The sequence below is a fragment of the Streptomyces sp. HUAS MG56 genome, from assembly GCF_058673395.1.
Window position 1 is genome coordinate 4,661,342 of the sequence record NZ_CM178722.1, and the last position, 21,502, is coordinate 4,682,843.

The 21,502-nt window shown below is 73.4% G+C and carries 17 protein-coding genes; 7 read left to right on the forward strand and 10 right to left on the reverse strand.

Annotated features, from left to right (window positions below; genetic code table 11):
* Positions 1-22: 22 nt before the first annotated feature.
* Both AC4OXY_RS22050 and lepB read left to right on the forward strand, forming a co-directional pair.
* Positions 23-2,194, forward strand: coding sequence for a fructose-specific PTS transporter subunit EIIC (locus tag AC4OXY_RS22050; RefSeq protein ID WP_491994488.1), 2,172 nt, complete (start codon positions 23-25; stop codon positions 2,192-2,194).
* 208 nt (positions 2,195-2,402) lie between these two features.
* Positions 2,403-3,095 carry a signal peptidase I gene (lepB, locus tag AC4OXY_RS22055; protein WP_402062908.1) on the forward strand — a complete coding sequence of 231 codons (693 nt, stop codon included), beginning with the start codon at positions 2,403-2,405 and terminating at the stop codon, positions 3,093-3,095.
* Between the two features lie 7 nt (positions 3,096-3,102).
* On the opposite strand, the gene AC4OXY_RS22060 is transcribed toward lepB, so the two are convergent.
* The 6 genes from AC4OXY_RS22060 to AC4OXY_RS22085 all read right to left on the reverse strand — a co-directional run bounded on the left by AC4OXY_RS22060 (position 3,103) and on the right by AC4OXY_RS22085 (position 9,056).
* Positions 3,103-4,083 carry a cation diffusion facilitator family transporter gene (locus AC4OXY_RS22060; RefSeq protein WP_356035465.1) on the reverse strand — a complete coding sequence of 327 codons (981 nt, stop codon included), beginning with the start codon at positions 4,081-4,083 and terminating at the stop codon, positions 3,103-3,105.
* Between the two features lie 166 nt (positions 4,084-4,249).
* Complete coding sequence (manA, locus tag AC4OXY_RS22065) at positions 4,250-5,401, reverse strand: mannose-6-phosphate isomerase, class I (RefSeq protein ID WP_356035468.1); 1,152 nt, start codon at positions 5,399-5,401, stop codon at positions 4,250-4,252.
* A gap of 134 nt (positions 5,402-5,535) precedes the next feature.
* Positions 5,536-6,663 (reverse strand): SIS domain-containing protein, encoded by a 1,128-nt coding sequence (locus AC4OXY_RS22070; protein ID WP_376287153.1) that lies wholly within the window; start codon positions 6,661-6,663, stop codon positions 5,536-5,538.
* A gap of 102 nt (positions 6,664-6,765) precedes the next feature.
* Positions 6,766-6,936: a Trm112 family protein gene (locus AC4OXY_RS22075; RefSeq protein ID WP_376287156.1), complete on the reverse strand. Its 171-nt coding sequence runs from the start codon at positions 6,934-6,936 to the stop codon at positions 6,766-6,768.
* Positions 6,937-7,155: 219 nt separating this feature from the next.
* Positions 7,156-8,520 (reverse strand): phosphomannomutase/phosphoglucomutase, encoded by a 1,365-nt coding sequence (locus AC4OXY_RS22080; RefSeq protein WP_491994489.1) that lies wholly within the window; start codon positions 8,518-8,520, stop codon positions 7,156-7,158.
* A gap of 110 nt (positions 8,521-8,630) precedes the next feature.
* Entirely contained in the window at positions 8,631-9,056 is a 426-nt protein-coding gene (locus tag AC4OXY_RS22085) for a DUF3499 domain-containing protein (protein WP_356035479.1), read from the reverse strand.
* 323 nt (positions 9,057-9,379) lie between these two features.
* On the opposite strand from AC4OXY_RS22085, the gene AC4OXY_RS22090 reads away from it, so the two are divergent.
* A complete protein-coding gene (locus tag AC4OXY_RS22090; protein ID WP_356035542.1) occupies positions 9,380-9,832 on the forward strand; it encodes a metallopeptidase family protein in 453 nt (150 codons plus the stop codon).
* Positions 9,833-9,861: 29 nt separating this feature from the next.
* On the opposite strand, the gene AC4OXY_RS22095 is transcribed toward AC4OXY_RS22090, so the two are convergent.
* The 3 genes from AC4OXY_RS22095 to AC4OXY_RS22105 all read right to left on the reverse strand — a co-directional run bounded on the left by AC4OXY_RS22095 (position 9,862) and on the right by AC4OXY_RS22105 (position 15,648).
* Entirely contained in the window at positions 9,862-11,439 is a 1,578-nt protein-coding gene (locus AC4OXY_RS22095; RefSeq protein ID WP_356035481.1) for a DUF5719 family protein, read from the reverse strand.
* Positions 11,436-15,203, reverse strand: coding sequence for a glycosyltransferase (locus tag AC4OXY_RS22100; protein ID WP_491994490.1), 3,768 nt, complete (start codon positions 15,201-15,203; stop codon positions 11,436-11,438). The genes AC4OXY_RS22095 and AC4OXY_RS22100 overlap by 4 nt, the downstream gene beginning before the upstream one ends.
* Before the next feature lie 181 nt (positions 15,204-15,384).
* Positions 15,385-15,648 carry a WhiB family transcriptional regulator gene (locus tag AC4OXY_RS22105; protein WP_003975777.1) on the reverse strand — a complete coding sequence of 88 codons (264 nt, stop codon included), beginning with the start codon at positions 15,646-15,648 and terminating at the stop codon, positions 15,385-15,387.
* 624 nt (positions 15,649-16,272) lie between these two features.
* Between AC4OXY_RS22105 and AC4OXY_RS22110 the strand changes: the two genes are divergently transcribed.
* The 4 genes from AC4OXY_RS22110 to AC4OXY_RS22125 all read left to right on the forward strand — a co-directional run bounded on the left by AC4OXY_RS22110 (position 16,273) and on the right by AC4OXY_RS22125 (position 20,154).
* The gene (locus tag AC4OXY_RS22110) at positions 16,273-16,767 is read left to right on the forward strand and encodes a cysteine dioxygenase (protein WP_356035484.1); all 495 of its coding nucleotides are present in this window, start codon (positions 16,273-16,275) and stop codon (positions 16,765-16,767) included.
* Positions 16,768-16,801: 34 nt separating this feature from the next.
* On the forward strand, positions 16,802-17,761 hold the full coding sequence (gene cofD / locus AC4OXY_RS22115) for a 2-phospho-L-lactate transferase (protein ID WP_491994491.1): 960 nt from the start codon (positions 16,802-16,804) through the stop codon (positions 17,759-17,761).
* Positions 17,758-19,074: a coenzyme F420-0:L-glutamate ligase gene (locus AC4OXY_RS22120; protein WP_491994492.1), complete on the forward strand. Its 1,317-nt coding sequence runs from the start codon at positions 17,758-17,760 to the stop codon at positions 19,072-19,074. Before cofD ends, AC4OXY_RS22120 begins: the two co-directional genes overlap by 4 nt.
* A 96-nt stretch (positions 19,075-19,170) precedes the next feature.
* Positions 19,171-20,154 (forward strand): DNA-3-methyladenine glycosylase family protein, encoded by a 984-nt coding sequence (locus tag AC4OXY_RS22125; protein ID WP_491994493.1) that lies wholly within the window; start codon positions 19,171-19,173, stop codon positions 20,152-20,154.
* A 99-nt stretch (positions 20,155-20,253) separates the two neighbouring features.
* Here AC4OXY_RS22125 and manB read toward each other — a convergent pair whose 3' ends face one another.
* A complete protein-coding gene (gene manB, locus AC4OXY_RS22130) occupies positions 20,254-21,336 on the reverse strand; it encodes a mannose-1-phosphate guanylyltransferase (RefSeq protein ID WP_356035493.1) in 1,083 nt (360 codons plus the stop codon).
* Positions 21,337-21,502: the final 166 nt, after the last annotated feature.

Below are 21,502 nucleotides of genomic sequence, written 5' to 3' on the forward strand. Positions count from 1 at the left end.
CGAAGGTGTGAGGAGTATCGACGTGACCAGTCCGGCCGGACCGCCCTCCACGGGTGGCCGTGATGACGAACGGCGGCGGGTGAAGCTGCTGGTGGTGACCGCCTGCCCGACCGGCATCGCGCACACGTACATGGCGGCGGAGAAGCTCGCGCAGGCCGCGGCGAGCCGTGGCATCGAGATGAAGGTGGAGACCCAGGGATCGATCGGGGCCGAAAACGTCCTCGATGACAACGATGTCAGACACGCGGACGGCATCATCGTCGCCGCGGACAAGGACGTCGACCTGAGCCGGTTCGCGGGCAAGCGCGTGCTGACGGTCGGGGTCGCCGAGGGCATCCACCATCCCGAGCAGCTGATCGAGCGGGTGCGGTCGGCGCCGGTGCACGCGCCGGGCGGGGCCGGGAGCGCTGCGGGGACCTCGGGTGGCGGGGGCGGCGGCCGGGAGCGGGGGCCGGTGTACAAGGCGCTGATGAACGGCGTGTCGTACATGATCCCGTTCGTGGTCGTCGGCGGTCTGCTGATCGCGGTGTCGCTGGCGCTCGGCGGCCATGCGACGGCGAAGGGGTACGTGATCCCGGACGGCACCTTCTGGGCGCACGTCAATGCGATCGGCGGGATCGGGTTCCAGCTGATGATCCCGATCCTGTCCGGCTACATCGCGTACGCGATCGCCGACCGGCCCGCGCTGGTGCCGGGCATGATCGGGGGCTGGATCGCGAACACGGGGGCGCTGTACGACTCGAAGGCCGGCGCGGGGTTCATCGGCGCGATCGTGACGGGGTTCCTCGCCGGGTACCTGGTGCTGTGGATCAAGAAGGTCCGGGTGCCGAAGTTCGTACAGCCGATCATGCCGATCATCGTGATCCCGATCGTGGCGACGACCGCGCTCGGGCTGTTCTTCATCTATGTCATCGGCAGGCCGATCTCCTGGGTGTTCGAGCACCTGACGAGCTGGCTCGGCGGGATGACGGGGACCAGCGCGATCCTGCTCGGCGCGATTCTGGGTCTGATGATCGCGTTCGACATGGGCGGGCCGGTCAACAAGACGGCGTTCCTCTTCGGTGCCGGGCTCATCGCGAGCGGCAACCAGACGGTGATGGGCATGTGCGCGGCCGCGATTCCGGTGATGCCGCTGGGGCAGGGGCTGGCCACGCTGATCCGGCGCGGGCTGTACACCGAGCAGGAGCGGGAGACCGGTCTCGCGGCGCTGTTCATGGGCTGCTTCGGTATCTCGGAGGGCGCGATTCCGTTCGCGGCCGCGCGGCCCGCGCAGGTGATTCCGGCCAACATGCTCGGTGGCGCGGTGGCCGGTGCGGTCGCGGGGCTGGCCGGGGTGAAGGACGCGGTGCCGCACGGGGGGCCGATCGTGGCGGTGCTCGGTGCCGTGAGCGGGGTGCCGATGTTCTTCGTCGCAGTGGTGATCGGTGCGGTGGTGACCGCGCTGGTGACCGTGACGTTGGTTGATGTGAGTGGGCGGCGAGGGCGTGTGGGGGCTGTTCCCACGGTTTCGGGCAGGGCTTCGGGTTCGGATTCGTCGTCGGCTTCGGGTGCGGAATCGGGCGCGGACTCGGACTTGGGTTCGGGCGCGGACACTGGCGCGGGCTCGGGTTCGTCGGGTGTGGGGGGAGATTCGGCGGCGCAGGTGGCCGTGCCTGACCAGGCGGTGGCGGCGGCGGAGGCCGGGCCCGCGGGCTCGGGGGGTTCGGTGCTTGTTACCGCCGGTCCGGGTACGGAGGCCGAGGTGTTGTCCGGCTATCTCAGCGGGCGCACCGTGCGCGTCGCGCTCGCCGCCGGGGACAAGGAGGCCGCGATACGGGAGATGGCCGAGCTGCTGGGCCGTAGTGGGCGGGTCTCCGATGTGGACGAGTTGGTGGCGACCGCGCTGCGGCGGGAGGAGCAGGGCACGACCGGGCTGGGCGAGGAGATCGCCATCCCGCATGCGAAGACCGATGCGGTGAGTGCGCCGGTCGTCGGGTTCGCGCGGTCCGCCGAGGGGGTCGAGTGGGGTTCGCTGGACGGTACGAAGGCCCGGCTGGTGTTCATGATCGCCGTACCGGAGGCGGCCGCCGGTGACGAACATCTGCGGATCCTCGCGCTGTTGTCCCGCAAGCTGATGGACCCCGGCTTCCGGGAGCGGCTGCTGGCGGCGCCGGACGAGCGGGCGGTACTCGACGTGCTCGCCGAGGTCGGATGAGCCGACGGGGACGAACGGGCTGACGGGTGCGGGCCCCGGTGATCGATGCCCGGGCCCGTGTCCCCCGTCCCGTATGCGCCGCCGTACGCGGCGCTGTACGCGCCGTCCCGTCCGTCTCTTCTCCTGCGGACCGGCACCTCCGCACAGTCCGATCACAGCGTGCCGCTATTCTCCGCGCCTCGGATGGGGCTCTTGGGGAGGACGGGACATGGCGGGGAGAACGCGAGGGCGGGGGCTGGGGATCTCGGCGCTGGTGCTGGGGGTGCTGGGCCTGGTGTTGGCGGTCGGTGCCGTCGCCTGGCTGCGGGCCGCGTACGGGGTCTCCACCCTGGCGGGCGACAGCATGCGGCCGACGTACGCGCGCGGGACCGGGATCGTCTGGGAGCGTGTCGACGGGGGTGAGGTGCGGCGCGGCGACGTCGTGGTGTTCACTCCGCCGGCGTCGTACGGGATCGGCGCGCCCCTGGTGAAGCGGGTCATCGGGGTGGGCGGGGACCGGGTGCGGTGCTGCACGGCGGTGGGTTCGCGGGAGGGGGTGAGCGTGAACGGGAAGCCGGTCGAGGAGCCGTACGTGTACGGCGGTGACGCCGACGGTGTGCACAGGGCGTACGACGTGACGGTCCCTCAGGGGCGGCTGTTCCTCCTGGGCGACTACCGCGCCGACTCCCAGGACTCGCGTTTCCATCTCGACGAGCAGAGCGGGACAGTGTCCGAGAGCGCGGTGCTGGGCCGGGTGACGGACGAACGTACCGTCCCGGCCCTCGGCGTCACGGCTGGGCTCCTCGGCGGTGTGCTGGTGCTCGTCGGCGTCGGGCTCGGGATCGGTTTTCTCGTCGTACGGCGGCGGGAGGCGGCGTCGGTGCCGGCGATGCCCTGGCCCGCGCCGCCGATGGGCGGCTGACGGCTGGTCAGTGGCCGGCCGCGTGCGGGTTCGGGCCGCCGGGGGTGGCCTCCGGGTCGGGGCCCTTGGCGGCCTCGGACTCGCTGTAGATGTCCGGTTCGAGGTAGATGACGCGGGCGATCGGGACGGCGGCGCGGATGCGGGCCTCGGCGGCGTTGATGGCGTTCGCGACCTCGGTGGCCGTGTCGTCGTGCTGGACGGCGATCTTGGCGGCGACCAGCAGCTCCTCGGGGCCGAGGTGCAGCGTGCGCATGTGGATGACGCCGGTGACGGTGTCGCCGTCGACGGTCGCCTCCTCGATCTGCTTGATCACGTCCGGGCCGGCGGCCTCGCCCAGCAGCAGCGACTTGGTCTCGGCGGCGAGGACCAGGGCGATGCAGACGAGCAGGACGCCGATGCACACGGTGCCGATGCCGTCCCAGACGCCGTCGCCGGTGAGGACGGACAGGCCGACGCCGAGCAGGGCGAGGACCAGACCGATGAGGGCGCCGAAGTCCTCCAGCAGGACGACGGGCAGCTCGGGCGCCTTGGCGCGGCGGATGAACTGGGCCCAGGACAGCGCGCCGCGCAGCTCGTTGGACTCCTTTATGGCCGTGCGGAAGGAGAAGCCCTCGGCGATGACCGCGAAGAGCAGGACGCCCACCGGCCAGTACCAGTTCTCCAGTTCGTGCGGGTGGCTGATCTTCTCGAAGCCCTCGTAGACGGCGAACATGCCGCCGATCGAGAACAGCACGATCGAGACCAGGAAGGCGTAGATGAAGCGCTCGCGGCCGTAACCGAACGGGTGTTGCGCGGTGGCCTCGCGCTGTGCGCGCTTGCCGCCGAGCAGCAGCAGGAACTGGTTGCCGGAGTCGGCGAGCGAGTGGACGCCCTCGGCGAGCATCGAGGAGGAGCCGCTGAACGCGAACGCCACGAACTTCGATGCCGCGATCGCGAGATTGGCGCCGAGTGCCGCCACGATCGCTTTCGTACCGCCTGACGCGCTCATGTGTCCGCGTTGTCCCTTCGCCTCTGTCGCCCTCTGCGGCCTGTGCCGCCTGTGCCGCCGTCGGACATCGCTGTCGTCCGGGCGGCCCGGCTTTGCCCGGCCTTTGCCGGTGGGCCATTGTTGCAGCCCGGCCGGGGCTCGCCGCGTCAGGTATCCACAACCCCGGTCATACGATCACAGTGGCGCGGAAGACGGTTCCCGCGCCGGAGACGGCCGCCTTCTCGCCCGCCGGGACGAAGACCGACTGGCCGGGGCCCAGCTCGTGTTCGCCCGCGCGGACCGAACCGGCGGTGCACAGCAGGATCTGCGGGGTGTCGAGGGTGAGGTCGTGGGCGGTGGTGCCCTCGGCGAACACGTAGCGGGACAGGCGGAACTCGTCGATCGGCGTCTCGTAGACCTCCTCGCCGGCCGCGGAGGCCTCGGGGCGCAGCACGCCCGGGTCGCTCGCCTCGAAGCGGACGACGCGCAGCAGTTCGGGGACGTCGACGTGCTTGGGGGTCAGGCCGCAGCGCAGGACGTTGTCGGAGTTGGCCATGATCTCGACGCCGAGGCCGTTGAGGTAGGCGTGCGGGATGCCGGCGCCGAGGAAGAGGGCCTCGCCGGGCTGGAGCCGGACGTGGTTGAGCAGCATCGCGGCGATGACGCCGGGGTCGCCCGGGTAGTGGTGGGCGATGTCGGCGTAGGGGGTGTAGGCGCCGCCGAGGCGGGTGCAGGCGGCACTGGCCTCGGCGACCGTGTGCGCCATCTCCTCGGGGGCGGCGCTGAGGATCGCGGTGAGGACCTCGCGCAGGGCCGCGTCCTCGGGGCGCGCGTGCAGCAGGTCGACGTACGGCTTGAGGGAGTCGACGCCGAGGCCGGCGAGCAGGTCGGCGGCCTGGACGGGGTCGCGGAAGCCGCACAGGCCGTCGAACTCTGTGAGCGCGCAGATCAGTTCGGGCTTGTGGTTGGCGTCCTTGTAGTTGCGGTGCGGGGCGTCGGCCGGGATGCCGCGGCGCTCCTCGTCCGCGTAGCCCTCCTTCGCCTGGGCCAGGTCGGGGTGCACCTGGAGGGAGAGGGGCGCGCCGGCGGCGAGGATCTTGAGCAGGAAGGGCAGGCGCGGGCCGAACTTGGCCACGGCCGCCTTGCCCAGCTCGGCCTCCGGGTTCGCGTCGATGACCTCGACGAGGCTCCCGCGCGCGGTGCGCGAGGGGGCACCGGGGTGGGCGCCCATCCACATCTCCGCCTGCGGTTCACCGGTCGGCTCGACGCCGATCAGGTGCGGGATGGCGGTGGGGGAACCCCAGGCGTAGGGGCGGATGGTGTTGTCGAGGCGGTCCATGTGTCCGTGTCTTCTCTGTCTGTCGTTCGTACGCGGCTCGGTCCGTACGCCGCTCGGTCGGCATCGGCCGGTGTCACTCGGTCGGCGTCGGCCGGTGAGGGCGCGGGCGCGGCGGGGCCGGCCCGGAGCCCACATCAGGCCCCGGAAGCGAGCGCCAGGTAAACGGCGGCGAAATCCGTGACGGCGATCAGGTCCGCGAGGGTCTCCAGTTCGCCGCCCTCCTCCGGTTCGAGTTCGCTGATCGGCGTGTCGTGGCTGAGGGCCAGGTCGCGGGCGGCGGGCGCGGCGGTGAGGCCGCTGAGCGGGCGGTCGCGGAGCAGCACCACGCGCGCGTGCATCGCGGGCGCCTCCTCCACCCGGTCGCGGAAGAAGTCGTCGGGGTCGGCGCTGGCGGCCAGCGGGCCGGCCAGCAGGGCGCTGTGCGCGGCGAGCGCCTCGGGGAGTTCGGCGACGAGCGCGGGGCGGCCGGCGAGTTCGGCGAGGGCGGCGGCGAAGCGGTGCCCGGCGGGACCCGCCGAGGTGCCTTCCGTCCACACCACCGGGAGCGCGTCGGCGAGTTCGGCGGCGAGGGTCTTCGCCGGGTTGCTGTACGTCGCGATGGCGGGGCCGCAGCGCTCGGCGACGTGGTCCAGCCGGTCCGCGACCCTCTCCAGCTCCTCGGGCGGGGCGCTGAGCAGGCCGATGCGGTCCAGGAGGGCCAGCAGCGGGGTGAGCAGCGCCCAGAAGACGCCCGGGGAGGACGCGGCGAGCGGTTCGTCCTGGTCGTACGGCGCTGTCGCCATCGGTACGAACAGGCCGTGCGCGCCGGCGACGGACTCGGCGAGCGGCGTGCCGGCCGGGGCCACGGCGACGACCGAGCAGCCGCGGCGGTAGGCCTGGTCGGTGAGGAGGGCGAGGCTGGGTTCGGTGCCGTCCGGGGTGGCGATCAGAAGCAGGTCGACGGAGCCGGCCCAGCCCGGGAGCTCCCAGCGCAGGGCGCCGGCGGCCGGGGCGACGCCGGTCGGGGCCAGCCGGACCACGGGGCTGCCGACGCCGGCCAGCGCGCCGATGAGGTCGGCGGTGTGGGTGGCGGCGGTGCCGGGGCCGGCGATCAGTACGGCGCGGGGGCGGCCGTCGGGCTTGAGGTCGCCGATCCCGGCCTCGGCGGCGTGCCGGGCGGCGGTGCGGACGCGGGCGCCGGCCTCGGCGGCACCGCGCAGCAGGCCCCGGCGGTCGGCCTCGGCGAGGCCCTCCGGGGTGTCGAGCAGCGATTCGTCCAGCATGGGCGGCAGCCTCCGATCGCCGGGGTCCTGTGCGGAGCCCTCCAGGGGGTGGCGCCGGTACGCGGTGCGGCGGGCGCCTGGGCTACGAGGTGAAGCGCCTCGTCACTCGGGGCGGCGGGCCTCGTCCACGAGAAGGACCGGGATGCCGTCGCGGACGGGGTAGGCGAGGCCGCAGTCCTGGCTCGTGCAGACCAGCTCGGTGTCCTGCTCCTCCAGGGGGGCATGGCACGCGGGGCAGGCGAGGATCTCCAGGAGGCCGGCTTCGAGCGGCATGGGATGTCCCTTCGGGGCGAGGATTCTTTGGCCGCTGGTCAGCGTACCGCTGCCGGGCAGGTTGGGCCGGGGCACAGGGGCGGGACGGGGACGGGGACGAAGCGGATACGGGCGGGGACGGCGGCGTCGGCCGGGAAGCCGTCGCGTCGCCCCGGCCCGGCCGCCCGACCGCTCTGGCCCCGCCGCCCCGTTCGCCCGGCGGGCCCGGACCCTCAGGCCTCAGGCCCGGATGATCGCCAGGGCCTCGTCCCTGATCTTCGTCATCGTCGCCTCGTCCTTCGCCTCCGCGTTCAGGCGGAGGAGGGGCTCCGTGTTGGAGGGGCGGACGTTGAACCACCAGTCGGCCGCGGCGACCGTGAGGCCGTCGAGGTCGTCCAGGGTGACGTCGGCGCGGTCCCCGTACGCGGCGCGGATGGCGGCGAGGCGGCCGGCCTGGTCGGCGACGGTGGAGTTGATCTCGCCGGAGCCGGCGTAGCGGTCGTACTGGGCGACGAGGGAGGAGAGGGGGCCGTCCTGGCCGCCGAGGGCCGCGAGGACGTGCAGGGCGGCCAGCATGCCCGTGTCGGCGTTCCAGAAGTCCTTGAAGTAGTAGTGGGCGGAGTGCTCGCCGCCGAAGATCGCGCCGGACTCGGCCATCTCCGCCTTGATGAAGGAGTGGCCGACGCGGGTGCGCACCGGGGTGCCGCCGTTCTCCCGCACGACCTCCGGGACCGTGCGGGAGGTGATCAGGTTGTGGATGATCGTGCCCGTGCCGCCGTTGCGGGCCAGCTCGCGGGCGGCGACCAGGGCGGTGATCGCGGACGGGGAGACCGGGTCGCCGTGCTGGTCCACGACGAAGCAGCGGTCGGCGTCGCCGTCGAAGGCGATACCGAGGTCGGCGCCCTCCTCGGGAACCCGCTTCTGCAGGTCCACGAGGTTGGCCGGGTCGAGCGGGTTGGCCTCGTGGTTCGGGAAGGTGCCGTCCAGTTCGAAGTACATCGGGACGAGGGTCAGGGGCAGGCCCTCGAAGACGGAGGGGACCGTGTGGCCGCCCATGCCGTTGCCCGCGTCGACCACGACCTTCAGGGGGCGGATGGAGGTCAGGTCGACCAGCGAGCGCAGGTACGCCGCGTAGTCGTCCAACGTCTCGCGCCCGGACAGGGTTCCCGGCTCGGCCACCGGCTCCGGGGCGCCCGACTCCAGCCAGCCCTCGACCAGTTCGCGGATCTGCGCGAGGCCGGTGTCCTGGCCGACCGGGGCGGCGCCCGCGCGGCACAGCTTGATGCCGTTGTACTGGGCCGGGTTGTGGGAGGCCGTGAACATGGCGCCGGGCAGGTTCAGCGCGCCCGAGGCGTAGTACAGCTGGTCCGTGGAGCACAGGCCGATCTCGGTGACGTCCACGCCGCGGTCCGCCGCGCCCTGCGCGAAGGCGCGGGACAGGCCCGGGGAGGAGGGGCGCATGTCGTGGCCGACGACGATCGCCGTGGCGCCCGTCACCTGCGCGAAGGCGGCGCCGAAGAGCCGGGCGAGCGATTCGTCCCACTGGTCCGGGACCACTCCCCGCACGTCGTACGCCTTCACGATCTGCGACAGATCAGCAGCCACGGCCAACCCTCCTGAAAGTTCTATGGGTGAGCACAAACTACCCGTCGGGGGTAAGGGGGAGGTGTGCGGACACCATGTGGAGGCTGAGCCTCCGGGGTGGCGGAGGCTGCTCAGTTGTCCGGGGAGCGCAGGACCCGGAGGTGACCGCGGCGGGCGACCTCCATGGGGTCGGCCGTGCGGGCTCCGCCGCCGCCCGCCTCGGCCGCGCGCTGCTGGGGGCGGGCCGCCTCGCGCACGGCGTTGGCGAGCGCTTCGAGGTCGTCGCCGCTGGGGCGCGCGGGGGCCGAGCCGTCCAGGAGGCGTACGACTTCCCAGCCGCGCGGGGCGGTGAGGCGCTCGGAGTGCTCGGCGCACAGGTCGTAGCAGTGGGGTTCGGCGTAGGTGGCGAGCGGGCCGAGGACCGCGGTGGAGTCGGCGTAGACGTACGTCAGCGTCGCCACGGCGGGTCGGCCGCAGGCGGTGCGCGAACAGCGACGTACAGGGCTCACGACGTTGGACGGTACCGCACTCTTGAGCGGGCCGCGACGACTCTCCACCAGGTCACTCCACCGTGTCGGGCTGTGAAACGCCCCACACACCCTTTCGTGGAGGCCCTGTTGACCTGCGTGGACGAGTCCCCGGCGCGTCGCAGGCGGTATTCGATCCGGTCATGAGTCGGCACAAACACCGTCAATTGCCTTGAGCTCGGCGGTCTTGGAGGGTTAAGGAAACGAGCCAGACGTTGGCCTGAATGGTCATCCTGTGACATCGGGTGGGCTACGGCCGCGGGACGCGGGGGCCGGCCGGTCGTCCCGGGGAGGTCGGGGCCGTCGTGTGGAGCAGGGCGGGGGACGCGGGCGGGGACTACGCTTCACCGGTGATGGACAACCGTGTACCGCCCCGTGCCAGCGGCCCCGGGCCCCGTCGCCGTGATCGTCACGGGCGGGGCATGCGGGGACCGATCGCACCGCCGCAGGTGCCGCTCTCGGCCAGCCGTGCCGAGGTGTTCGCGGACCTGGTGCGGGACTCCGTGGAGCGGCTCGAACGGCGGTGGCCGCAGCTCGCCGACATCGACTTCCTCGTGCTGGAGGTGCCCCGGCTGGACGCGCGGGGCGATCAGGTGTGGAGCGACGAGGCCGTGCCGCTCGGCGGGGTCGTGCCCGCGCGGGACGGGCAGCAGGCGCGGGTCGTCGTGTACCGGCGGCCGGTGGAGATCCGGACCAAGGGACGCGACGAGCGGGCCGCGCTGGTGCACGAGGTGGTCGTGGAGCAGGTGGCCGAGCTGCTGGGGCTGACCCCGGAGACCGTGGATCCCCGGTACGGGGAGGACTAGGGGGCCGGGGGCGGGTGCCCCCGGTGCTTCTACTTCTGCAGCACCCCCAGGTCCTGTGTCGTCTGCGGCACGGCCACCATTCCGCGGTCGTTCGGGAGGGTCTGGATGGTGAAGCCCGGGACTCCGCCCTCGGTGGCGGTGAGGGTGCGGGCGGCGTAGACCGGGCCGCCCGAGGTCGTTTCGACCGTGAGGGCGTAGGTGCCCTGGAGGCCCGAGGGGACCGGGGCCGCGACGTTCTGGGTCGTGCCGGACTTGATCGTGAAGGTCTTCGACGTCGCGGTGCCGCCGTCGCTGCCCGCCGAGGCGGTGACCTTGACCGTGGCCGTGGCGGTCGGTGCGGTCAGGGACAGGGTCGAGCCCTTGGCGCTGTTGTCGGCAGCGGTCGCGCGGGCGGCGACCGGGGCCGTGGCCGGGATGAAGGCCGTCTCCTGCTTGTCGCCCTTGCCGCGCACGACCTGGAGCGCCGCCACGATCGGGACCGACTGGTCCGTCGGGGTCAGGACCAGGGAGCCCGCCTCGCCGCGGGTGACGGGGCCGAGGTCGGCGGCGGTCGTCATGCCGGACTTCACGTGCACGGTCTCGTTGCCGGCCGGGGTGATCAGACCGCTGGACGTGGCCAGTCGGACCTTGAGGTCGGCGTCGTTGCCGCCGGGGGCGAAGGTGATCAGCCGGACGTCGGTGGCGTCCGCGGGGATGCCGGGCAGCACCAGTTCGGGCGCCGGGTCCGCGGCCGCGGCCAGCCAGTCGCCGCCCGCCTTGGCGTCCAGGGCCTGTACGGCCGCGCCGACCCGGCCGCTGCGCACGCTGACGTGCACGGTCAGGTCGGACTGCTGCTCGTCGGTGAGCGTGGAGAGCAGGATCGGCTTGCTCGCGTGCGGCGGAACGGTGAGGTTCTCGCCGAGCGGGGACTTGACCGCGCCGTTCTTGTCGTACAGCTCGATGTCGACGACGGCGGCGGAGTCGTCGGGGTTGGTCAGGTGCACGTAGTCGGTCCGGCTCGCGGCCGTGCTGGCGCCCGGGAACCAGAACTCGGTGTCCGCGGGCGTGCAGTTGACGCCCTGGAGGCCGCGGCCGGTGCCGGCGGCGACCTCGGTGGTCTCCTGCACGGTCCAGCCGGGCGCGAACCTGCCGTCGGCGGTGCCGATGAGCGCGGGCGCGTCGGCGCCCGAGGTGTCGCCGGTGGCCGGGGTGCCGGGGGCCTTGGGGGTGAGGACCGGCTGGCTCGCCGTCGCGCTCCCGCTCTTGGAGCCCTTGGAGCCCTTGCCGGCCTTCGAGCCCTGCGACCCCTTGGCTCCCTGGCCGGCCGGGGAGCCGCCCGAAGCGGAGCTGCCCGTGCCGTCCGCCGACTGCTCGTCGGCCGCCTGGAGTTGGGCCTTGCCGCTGCTCGCGGTGGACTGGGTGACGGGCGTGAACGAGGTGTACGACGTGTCGGCGATGTCCGAGATGCTCGGTGCCGGGCACAGCAGGCTCGTGCGCTCCACCGGGAGGCTGGCCGCCGCCTTCGGCGCGGTGGCGCCGGACGCGGACGGGCCGTCGAGGGCGGCGAACGCGGTGACGGCGGCCAGCGCGGTGGTGCCGGCGATCAGGGACAGGGTCGTGCGGTTCACTGCTGGCTCCCGTCGGGGCGCTCGCTGCCGGTGCCGTGGGGGTGCTGGGCCGGGTCGTAGCCCTGCTGGGCGGGGTCGTACGCCGGGTCGTAGGCCTGCTGGTAGGCCGCCGGGTCGTACGGCATCTGGTCGGCCGTGCCGCCGTAGGCGTACGGGTCGTACTGGCCGTTCTGGTACGGGTCGTGGGCGTAGCCCTGCTGGTCGTAGCCGGTCGTCTGGTACGGGTCGGCGGGCTGGTACTGGTCCGTCGCGTAGCCGCCGTAGCCGGCGTTCGCGTAGGAGGACTGGTCCCACTCGCCGTAGGGCTGCTGCTGGGGTACGGCGGCGGGGGCCGGGGGAGCGTCCGGCATCGCGGGCGCGGCGGCCTGCTCCTCCGCCGGCTCACCGGCCTGTTCGGCGGCCTGCTCGGCGGCCTGTTCCTCGGCCTGGGCGCGCAGGCGCCGGGCGCGGCGGCCCTCGCCGGCCGGGACCTGGGCCGGCACGGGCTCCGCCTCGGGCAGGTCGTCGTCGACGTCGCGGCGGCGGCCGGGCAGGGCGAGGACGACCAGGACGACAGCGAGCGCGCCCTGGGCCCACAGCCAGGCGGTGTGGGTGATCGGGTCGTCGTAGACGACATCCAGCCTGCCGCCGTTCGCGGGCAGTTGGAAGCCCTGGGCCCAGCCGTCGACGGTGGTGCGGGTGAGCGGCTTGCCGTCCAGGGTGGCCGTCCAGCCGGCCGAGGCCGTGTCGGCGAGGCGCAGGACGCGGCCGTCCGCGCCGGACGGGACGGTCGTGTGGATCTCCACCGGTCCGGCGCCGACCGGCTGGGCGGTGCCCGTGCCGCCGGCGGGGACGATGGCGGCGCGGGAGACCTCCTGGTCGACGCGCCACAGGGCGCTGCCGCTCTGCTGGCTGAGCCGGGACAGGCCTGGCGTGGCGTCGAGGACGCGGGTGAAGTCGCGGGGCGCGCCCTTGTGGACGAGGACGTAGCGCACGGCGAAGCCGCCGAGTTCGCCGGCCTGGTCGGCGCCGGAGCCGGCGACGAGGTTGGCGACGATCTTGTCCAGCCGGCTGTTCGTGCCGTCGGCGGCGCTGAGTTCGGCGTCGCCCATGCGGGCGCCGGAGCCGCGGACCAGGGTGTAGCGCACGCGCGCGGTGGAGTCGCTGTCGAGGACCAGGGTGCGGGCCTGGTCGCCGGTGGTGGCGTCCTCGGCGACGAACGCGGGCACCTGGGTGGGGTCCTGGCGCTTCACGGGGCCGTCGGCGCCGCCGATCATCCAGCCGGCGGCGACGAGCAGCGGGCCCACCACGGAGGCGAGCGCGATCAGGGCGGCGACCGGCTGGCGCCAGCCGAAGCTCTGCTCGGCCACGCGTGCGCGTGCGCCGTCGGCGCCGAGGGCGGCGGCGGCCAGCAGGGCGATGCCGTAGACGAGGGTGGCCGGTCCGGCCCAGGCGGACCTGTTGGACAGGACGGCGAAGACGAGGGCGACCAGGGCGACGGCCCAGGCGGTGCGGATGCCCAGCTGTCGCTCGGAGCGCAGGAGGGCGGCGAGCGCGGCGAGGACGATGCCGATGAGCATCAGTCCGTGCACGGTGCCCGCGCCGCCGGGGCTGGCGCCGAGCAGGTCGAGCGCGGAGGCGCTGGACGCGCCGTAGTCCAGGCCGGCTTCCTTGAAGAAGCCGGCCGGCAGCAGGGTCAGCGACCAGGGGGCGAGGACCAGCAGCGGGGTGCCGAGCTGGGCGAGGAAGCGCAGGCCGTGGGCGACGGGGTCGGTGCGGCGCAGGGCCAGCACACCGAGGCCGAGGAGCAGCGCGATGGGCCACACGATCGGTGTGAAGGCGGTGGTGATGGTCAGCAGCAGCGCGTACGCCCAGGTGGCGCGCCAACTGCCGCGCGCGCCGGAGCGGTTTGCGAGGCCGCTCGCGGCGATGCCCGCGCGCGCGATGAGCGGCAGCAGCACGGCGAGGACGGTGGTGCCGATGCGGCCGCCGGCCAGGGCGCCGGTGGTGGCGGGCAGGAAGGCGTAGACGATGGCGGCCCACGCGCGCAGCAGCCGGGAGGTGACGAGCGGCCGGGAGGCGAAGTAGGCGGTGAAGCCGGCGAGCGGCACGGCGGCGATCAGCAGGACGGTGACCGCGAGTCCGGTGGAGCCGAACAGGAGCGTGCCGAGGGCCGCGAGAATCCCGAGGTAGGGCGGTGCGGACGGGGAGCCGCCCGCGCCCACCGGGTGCCAGGAGTCGGCGAAGCGGGACCACAGCTCGCCGGGGCCGGCCGGGGCGGGCAGCAGGGCACCGCCCGCGAGCGCACCGCTGCCGAGCAGGGCGCGGCAGGCGGCGAGGGAGATCAGCAGCAGGGTCAGGAAGAGCACCGGGCCGGGGTTGCGGGCGATGCGCTTGAGCCGGGCGAACTGCTCGATCTCCAGGAAGTCGCCGTCGTCGCCGCCGGGGCCGGACTCCATGGCGCCGCCGTGCCGGCCCGCCGAGGAGGTCTCGCTGTCCCGGCCGCTGGAGAAGTTGCCCGCGACCTGCTCGACGGTGGCGCGGATGGTGGCGCCGGGCGGTGGGAGGAGCTGGCGCAGTTCGCCCTTGTCGAGCCGCGAGGAGCCGCGGCGGCGCCGGGCGGCGATGATCCGCTCGGGGCGCAGCAACACGCTGAGCAGGCCGCGGATCTCGTCGACGGCCTGGCCCGGGACCTTGCCGACGAGGTAGGCGACGGTGCGCAGGGCGGTGCCGAGGACGAGCCGGAGCAGGACCCAGGGCAGCGCTGCCGTGCGGGTGTTGGCGAGCAGGGTGTAGACGGCGCCGGCCTTGTCGACCTTGTGCGGGGATGCGCTGGTGCGGCCGGCGCAGTCGACGGTGCGGCGCTCGCGGGCGGCGGCCTCGGCGTGCCGGACGACCGCGTCGGGGGCGACGAGGACGCGGTGCCCGGCGCTGTGGGCGCGCCAGCACAGGTCGACGTCGTCGCGCATGAGGGGCAGGCGGCGGTCGAAGCCGCCGAGCTGTTCGAAGACGTCGCGGCGGACGAGCATGCCGGCGGTGGACACGGACAGCACGGTGCGGACGTGGTCGTGCTGGCCCTGGTCCTGTTCGCGGCGGTCCAGGCCGGTCCAGCGGCGGCCGGAGTTGGCGATGGAGACGCCGACCTCCAGCAGTTGCCGGCGGTCGTACCAGCCGCGCAGCTTGGGGCCGACGATGCCCACGTCGGTGCGGCCCAGCTCCTGTTCGTTCTCCACGACGCGCAGCAGCTCGGCGAGGGCGTCGGGTTCCGGGGCGCAGTCGTCGTGCAACAGCCAGAGCCACTGGACGGGCTCGCCGTACGGGAGCTCGGGCAGGTCGTAGGCGTCGTCGCGCCATGAGCGGGTGACCGGGTCCCAGCCGCTGGGGCGTTTGAGATACGGCAGCTCTTCCGGGGTGAGGACCGGGGCGGTGCGGCTCGCCTCCTCCACGGCCTGGCCGAAGCCGGTGCGGCGCGCCAGGTGCAGGACGCCGGCGTCGCCGAGGGCTTCGGTGAGCAGCCGGGCGGAGTCGTCCGCGCTGCCGGTGTCGGCCGCGACCGCGTGCTGGACCGGGCGCTCCTGGCCGAGCAGGCCGGCGAGGGCGTCGGGCAGCCAGCGGGCACCGTCGTGGGCGACGAGGACGGCGGTGACCACGTGGCGCGGAAACTCGGGCGGGCGGGACGGGTCGAACGCGGACGGGCGGGACGGGTCGAACGCGCCCGGGCGGGACGGGTCGAACCCCGACGTGGCGGCGGGGTTTTGGGCTGCCGTATGGCTGTGCACGGACATCGAGGTACGGGCCCCGGTTCGATGGACTGCGGTGGACGCCTGTGTCTCCTCGTGCGTCGAGGGGACAGCGGTGCGTCTCGGACGAGCGACCACACTATCGGCTGACCGCGACGACGGCCCGCCGCCTGTGGATAACCCACATGCGACGGGCCGTTCGTGACGTTCTGGTGTGGATGTGCGGTCAGACGGCGGCCTTCTTCAGGCGGCGGCGCTCCCGCTCGGACAGGCCGCCCCAGATACCGAAGCGCTCGTCGTTGGCGAGGGCGTACTCAAGGCATTCGGAGCGGACCTCGCACGCGAGGCAGACCTTCTTCGCCTCTCTGGTGGAGCCGCCCTTCTCGGGGAAGAAGGACTCGGGGTCGGTCTGGGCGCACAGCGCGCGCTCCTGCCAGCCGAGTTCCTCGTCCGCGTCGTCGACCAGCAGTTGCTGCACCAGCTCGGTCATGTGCGCCCCTCGTCTGTCTTTCGCGTCCCCGTGCGTCAGCCGTTACCGATTTCGGCTGAACGACACGAGTGAAATTACAAGTGTGCTGCTCCGGGCGAGTCAAGCCGAGATCTGCTATTGGGCCCGTTATTCACTCTGCGGAACCAAGGCCGTGCGGAAAGTGTTCAAATCGCCATAAACCTTGACGCGCAGGCGAGGGCTCCGGAGGTGGTCGAACCTCGTACAGACCTCTGACAGATCTCTGTACGGAGAAAGACGGCTCCGCGTTCGATCGAGTTGCACGAGGTTTGAGTGCCCGGTTGTGGCGCATGTGTCCGGGTACTCGGCTGAGCAAACCTTTCACCTGACAGATGAACCGGATGAGGTGAAGCGTGTCCCACATGTCGGGCGTCGAGTTGACACCACAGGTGTGAACCGCTGTTCTAGAGGGCATGCTCGCGCACTCGGCACTCACCTCGACCCGCACCGCCGGGTCCCATGGTGCTGCCCGGGCGCGCTGTAGCTGTTGTTGCTGTTCCGGCTGTTGAGCCACACCCCGCTCCAGCTGTCGGCCGTGTCCCCCGCGACGCGGTTCCCGTTTCTCCGTTCCCTCTGACCTCCTTTCACCGAGGAACCAGCGCACCCATGAACAGCGACAACGACCTCCAGATCGCGGGCGACATCCTCGAAGTCCCGCACCTGCTCCAGCCGCCGCGTGAGCACCCGGCCACCGTCGCCGAGTTCGCGGGCCTCGCGCGCACGATCGCCGCCGACCGCTCCCAGTGGGCCCGCCTCGTCCGCTACGACGCGACGACCCGCTGGTACCACCGGCTGCGCACCGGGCCCGGCTACGAGGTGTGGCTGCTGAGCTGGGTGCCCGGACAGGGCAGCGGCCTGCACGACCACGGCCGCTCCTCCGGTGTCCTCACCGTCCTGGAGGGCGCCCTCACCGAGCGCACCGAGCGCGGCACGCGCGCGTTGGCGGCGGGCGCCCAGCGCGTGTTCGCGCCGGGGTACGTCCACGAGGTCGTCAACGACGCCCTGGAGCCCGCGGTCAGCCTGCACGTCTACCACCCGGGCCTGACCGAGATGCCCATGCACGCGTCCCCGCACTGCGAGGCTCGTCCGGTGACTGCCTGACGCGTTGTCGTACCCGCCTGCAAGACTTGGTGCCATGCGCATTGTGGTTCTGGCAGGCGGCATCGGCGGTGCCCGTTTCCTGCGCGGTCTGAAGCGGGCCGTGCCGGACGCGGAGATCACGGTGATCGGCAACACCGGCGACGACATCCATCTCTTCGGGCTGAAGGTCTGCCCGGACCTCGACACGGTGATGTACACGCTGGGCGGCGGTATCAACGAGGAGCAGGGCTGGGGGCGGACCGACGAGACCTTCCGGGTCAAGGAGGAACTGGCGGCCTACGGCGTGGGGCCCGAGTGGTTCGGCCTCGGCGACCGGGACTTCGCCACGCACATCGTGCGGACGCAGATGCTCGGCGCCGGCTATCCGCTCAGCGCGGTCACCGAGGCGCTGTGCGACCGCTGGCAGCCGGGCGTGAAGCTGATCCCGATGACCGACGACCGCGTGGAGACCCACGTGGCCGTCGAGGTCGACGGCGAGCGCAGGGCGGTCCACTTCCAGGAGTACTGGGTGCGGCTGCGCGCCGAGGTCCCGGCGGAGGCGATCGTGCCCGTCGGCGCCGAGCAGTCCAAGCCGGCGCCCGGCGTCCTGGAGGCCATCGCCGCGGCGGACGTCATCCTCTTCCCGCCGTCCAACCCGGTCGTGTCCGTCGGCACGATCCTGGCCGTGCCCGGCACCCGGGAGGCCATCGCGGAGGCGGGCGTGCCCGTGGTGGGCCTGTCCCCCATCGTCGGGGACGCGCCCGTGCGCGGGATGGCCGACAAGGTCCTCGCCGCGGTCGGCGTGGAGTCCACGGCCGCCGCGGTCGCCGAGCACTACGGCTCCGGGCTGCTGGACGGCTGGCTCGTCGACACCGTGGACGCGGCCGCCGTGGAGCGGGTCGAGGCGGACGGCATCCGCTGCCGGGCCGTGCCGCTGATGATGACCGACGTCGACGCGGCCGCGCAGATGGCGCGCGAGGCGCTGGCGCTGGCCGAGGAGGTGCGGGGAGCGTGAGCGAGGACCGCCCGCGGGGCGCGCAGTACACGGTCCGGGCCCTGTCCGGCATCCCCGAGGTGCAGCCGGGTGACGACCTCGCCAAGCTGATCGCCGCCGCCGAGCCGGGCCTGGCCGACGGGGACGTGCTGCTCGTCACCTCGAAGATCGTATCCAAGGCCGAGGGCCGGATCACGGAGGCCACCGACCGGGAGGCGGCGATCGACGCCGAGACGGTCCGGGTGGTGGCCCGCCGCGGCACGCTGCGCATCGTGGAGAACCGGCAGGGCCTGGTCATGGCCGCGGCCGGGGTCGACGCCTCCAACACCCCCGCGGGCACGGTGCTGTTGCTGCCCGAGGACCCGGACGCCTCCGCGCGCGCGATCCGCGACGGACTGCGCGCCACGCTCGGCGTCGACGTGGGCGTGGTCGTCACCGACACCTTCGGGCGGCCCTGGCGCTCGGGGCTCACGGACGTGGCGATCGGCGCGGCCGGCGTGCGCGTGCTGGACGACCTGCGCGGCGGCACGGACGCGTACGGCAATCCGCTGAGCGCGACGGTCGTGGCCACGGCGGACGAACTGGCGGCGGCGGGAGACCTGGTCAAGGGCAAGGCGTCCGGGCGGCCGGTCGCCGTCGTCCGCGGTCTGCCCCATGTCGTCGGCGGGGAGCCGGAGGAGGGCGCGCGGGCGCTGGTGCGGACCGCGCGGGACGACATGTTCCGGCTCGGCACCTCCGAGGCGGTCCGCGAGGCGGTCACCCAGCGGCGCACGGTCCGGGCCTTCACGGACGAGCCCGTGGACCCCGGCGCGGTCCGGCGCGCGGTGGCCGCGGCGGTGACGGCACCGGCACCGCACCACACGACGCCGTGGCGGTTCGTGCTGCTGGAGTCGCAGGAGTCACGGCGGCGGCTGCTGGACGCGATGCGGGAGGCCTGGATCGCCGACCTGCGCCGGGACGGCAGGAGCGAGGAGTCCATAGCGAAGCGGGTGCGCCGGGGCGATGTGCTGCGCCACGCGCCCTGTCTGGTCGTGCCGTGTCTCGTCATGGACGGTTCGCACCACTACGGGGACGCGCGGCGGGACGGCGCCGAGCGGGAGATGTTCGTCGTCGCGGCGGGCGCGGGCGTGCAGAACTTCCTGGTCGCGCTGGCCGGGGAGCGGCTGGGCTCGGCGTGGGTGTCGTCCACGATGTTCTGCCGGGACGTGGTGCGCGAGGCGCTCGGGCTGCCGGCGGACTGGGATCCGATGGGCGCGGTGGCGGTCGGGCATCCGGCAGCGGAGCCGGGACCGCGGCCGGAGCGGGACGCGGGGGCGTTCATCGAGGTCCGGTGAGCCGGGAGGGGGCGGTGCGGGAAAGTCCCGCACGGCTCCTTCCCGCACCGCCTACTCTCGTAGCAGCACGGCACCGGCTCTCCTAGGACCTCACTCGTGGCAGGACGTTTCCCCCAGCGGCCCACGCTCCCCCCTGGCCCGATCCCGCGGCAGGCGACGGCGGCGGCGCGGGTGCGGCGGTGGACGCCGCAGGGGCCGCTGGATCTCGGGCTGGTGCTCGGACCGCTGCGGCGCGGGCCCGCCGATCCCACGTTCCGGGCCACGCCGGACGGATCCGTGTGGCGGGCCTGCCGTACGCCGGCCGGGCCGGGCACGCTGCGGGTGCGGGCGTACGCCGGTGAGGTGCTCGGCGAGGCGTGGGGGCCGGGGGCCGAGTGGCTGCTGGACGGGCTGCCCGAACTGCTGGGCGCGGCCGACGACCCGGAGGCGTTCGTGCCCCGGCACCGGGTGGTGGCGCTGACGCGGCACCGGCGGCCGGGGCTGCGGCTGACGCGGACCGGGCTGGTGCTGGAGTCGTTGATCCCGTCGGTGCTGGAGCAGAAGGTCACGACCGACGAGGCGTACCGGGCCTGGCGGTTGCTGGTGCGGAGGTTCGGGGAGCCGGCGCCGGGGCCCGCCGGGGTGTCCGAGCGGCCGATGCGGGTGATGCCGGCGGCGCGGACCTGGGCGCTGATCCCCTCCTGGGAATGGCACCGGGCGGGCGTCGACGACAAGCGGGCGTCGACGATCCTGCGGGCCGTACGGGTCGCCGCGCGGCTGGAGCAGGCGGTGGGGATGTCGGCCGCCGAGGCGCGGACGCGGCTGGAGGTCGTGCCCGGAGTGGGGCCGTGGACGTCGGCGGAGGTCGTGCAGCGCAGTCACGGTGCGGCGGACGCGGTGACGGTCGGGGACCTGCACCTGCCGGGGATCGTGGGATGGGCGCTGGCCGGGGACCGTCATGCCGACGACGCCCGGATGCTGCGCCTGCTGGAGCCGTACGCCGGGCAGCGGCATCGGGCGGCCCGGCTGATCCTGCTGAGCGGGCAGGTGCCGGCCCGGCGGGCACCGAAGATGCCTCGGGTGGACATCGGGTTGCTGTGAGGCGTCCTGCGCCGGGGTCGGCCGAGGGGGCCCGGGGAGTGGTCCCCGGGCCCCCTCGTCACGGCTGACCCGAACTACCGGCGAACTACCGGCCCTTCACTACTGGTCCGAGGAGAACCGCACCGCGCCCGCCGGGATGCGGGCGTCGCACCACACCCGGACTCCCTCGCGCAGTTCGTTGTCGGGGCCGACGATCGCGCCGTCGCCGACGACCGTGCCGGTGAGCACGGAGCGCTCGCCGACGCGGGCCTTCGTACCGATCAGGGAGTCGGTGATGACCGCACCCGGCTCGATGACGGCGCCGGGCAGGATCGTCGAGCCGAAGACACGGGCGCCCTCGGCCACGAACGCGCCCTCGCCCACCACCGTGCCGCCCGTCAGCTTGGCGTCCGGCGCCACCGTGGCCGTGGGCAGGACGAGGCGGTCGCCGCAGCGGCCCGGGACGGCCGGGGACGGCGCGCGGCCCAGGACCAGGTCCGCCGAGCCGCGGACGAAGGCTGCCGGGGTGCCGAGGTCCAGCCAGTAGGTGGAGTCGACCATGCCCTGGAGGTGGGCTCCGGCCGCGAGGAGGTCCGGGAACGTCTCGCGCTCCACCGAGACCGGGCGGCCCAGCGGGATCGAGTCGATGACCGAGCGGCGGAAGACGTACGCCCCCGCGTTGATCTGGTCGGTGACGATCTCCTCGGGCGTCTGCGGCTTCTCCAGGAAGGCCAGCACCCTGCCGGTCTCGTCGGTCGGGACCAGGCCGAAGGCGCGCGGGTCCGCCACCTTCGTCAGGTGCAGGGAGACGTCCGCGCCCGTCGAACGGTGCGTGTCGACCAGGGCCTCGATGTCCAGGCCCGTCAGGATGTCGCCGTTGAAGATCAGGACCGGTTCGTCGGGCCCGGAGTGCAGACGCGAGGCGACGTTGCGGATGGCGCCGCCGGTGCCGAGGGGCTCCTCCTCCGTCACGTACTCGATGCTCAGTCCGAGAGCGGAGCCGTCGCCGAAGTACGGCTCGAAGACCTCGGCCAGATAGCTGGTGGCGAGGACGATGTGGTCCACGCCGGCCGCCTTGGCCCGCGCCAACTGGTGCGTGAGGAACGGTACGCCGGCGGCCGGAACCATGGGCTTGGGCGTGTGGACCGTCAGTGGACGCAGCCGGGTGCCTTTGCCGCCGACCAGGAGGATCGCTTCTGTCACCTGTCGTCTCTGCTTTCTTCCTGCCGGGACCGGTCGAACTACTCGTTACTACTCGTTTCGGCTTCGGCCGGTCAGTGTATGCAGACCGTAGCGACGGCGCCCTTGACGACCGCGAGGTTTTCCACGAGATCGGTAATAGAACGGTGTGAGACCGGCGCGCCCCCGC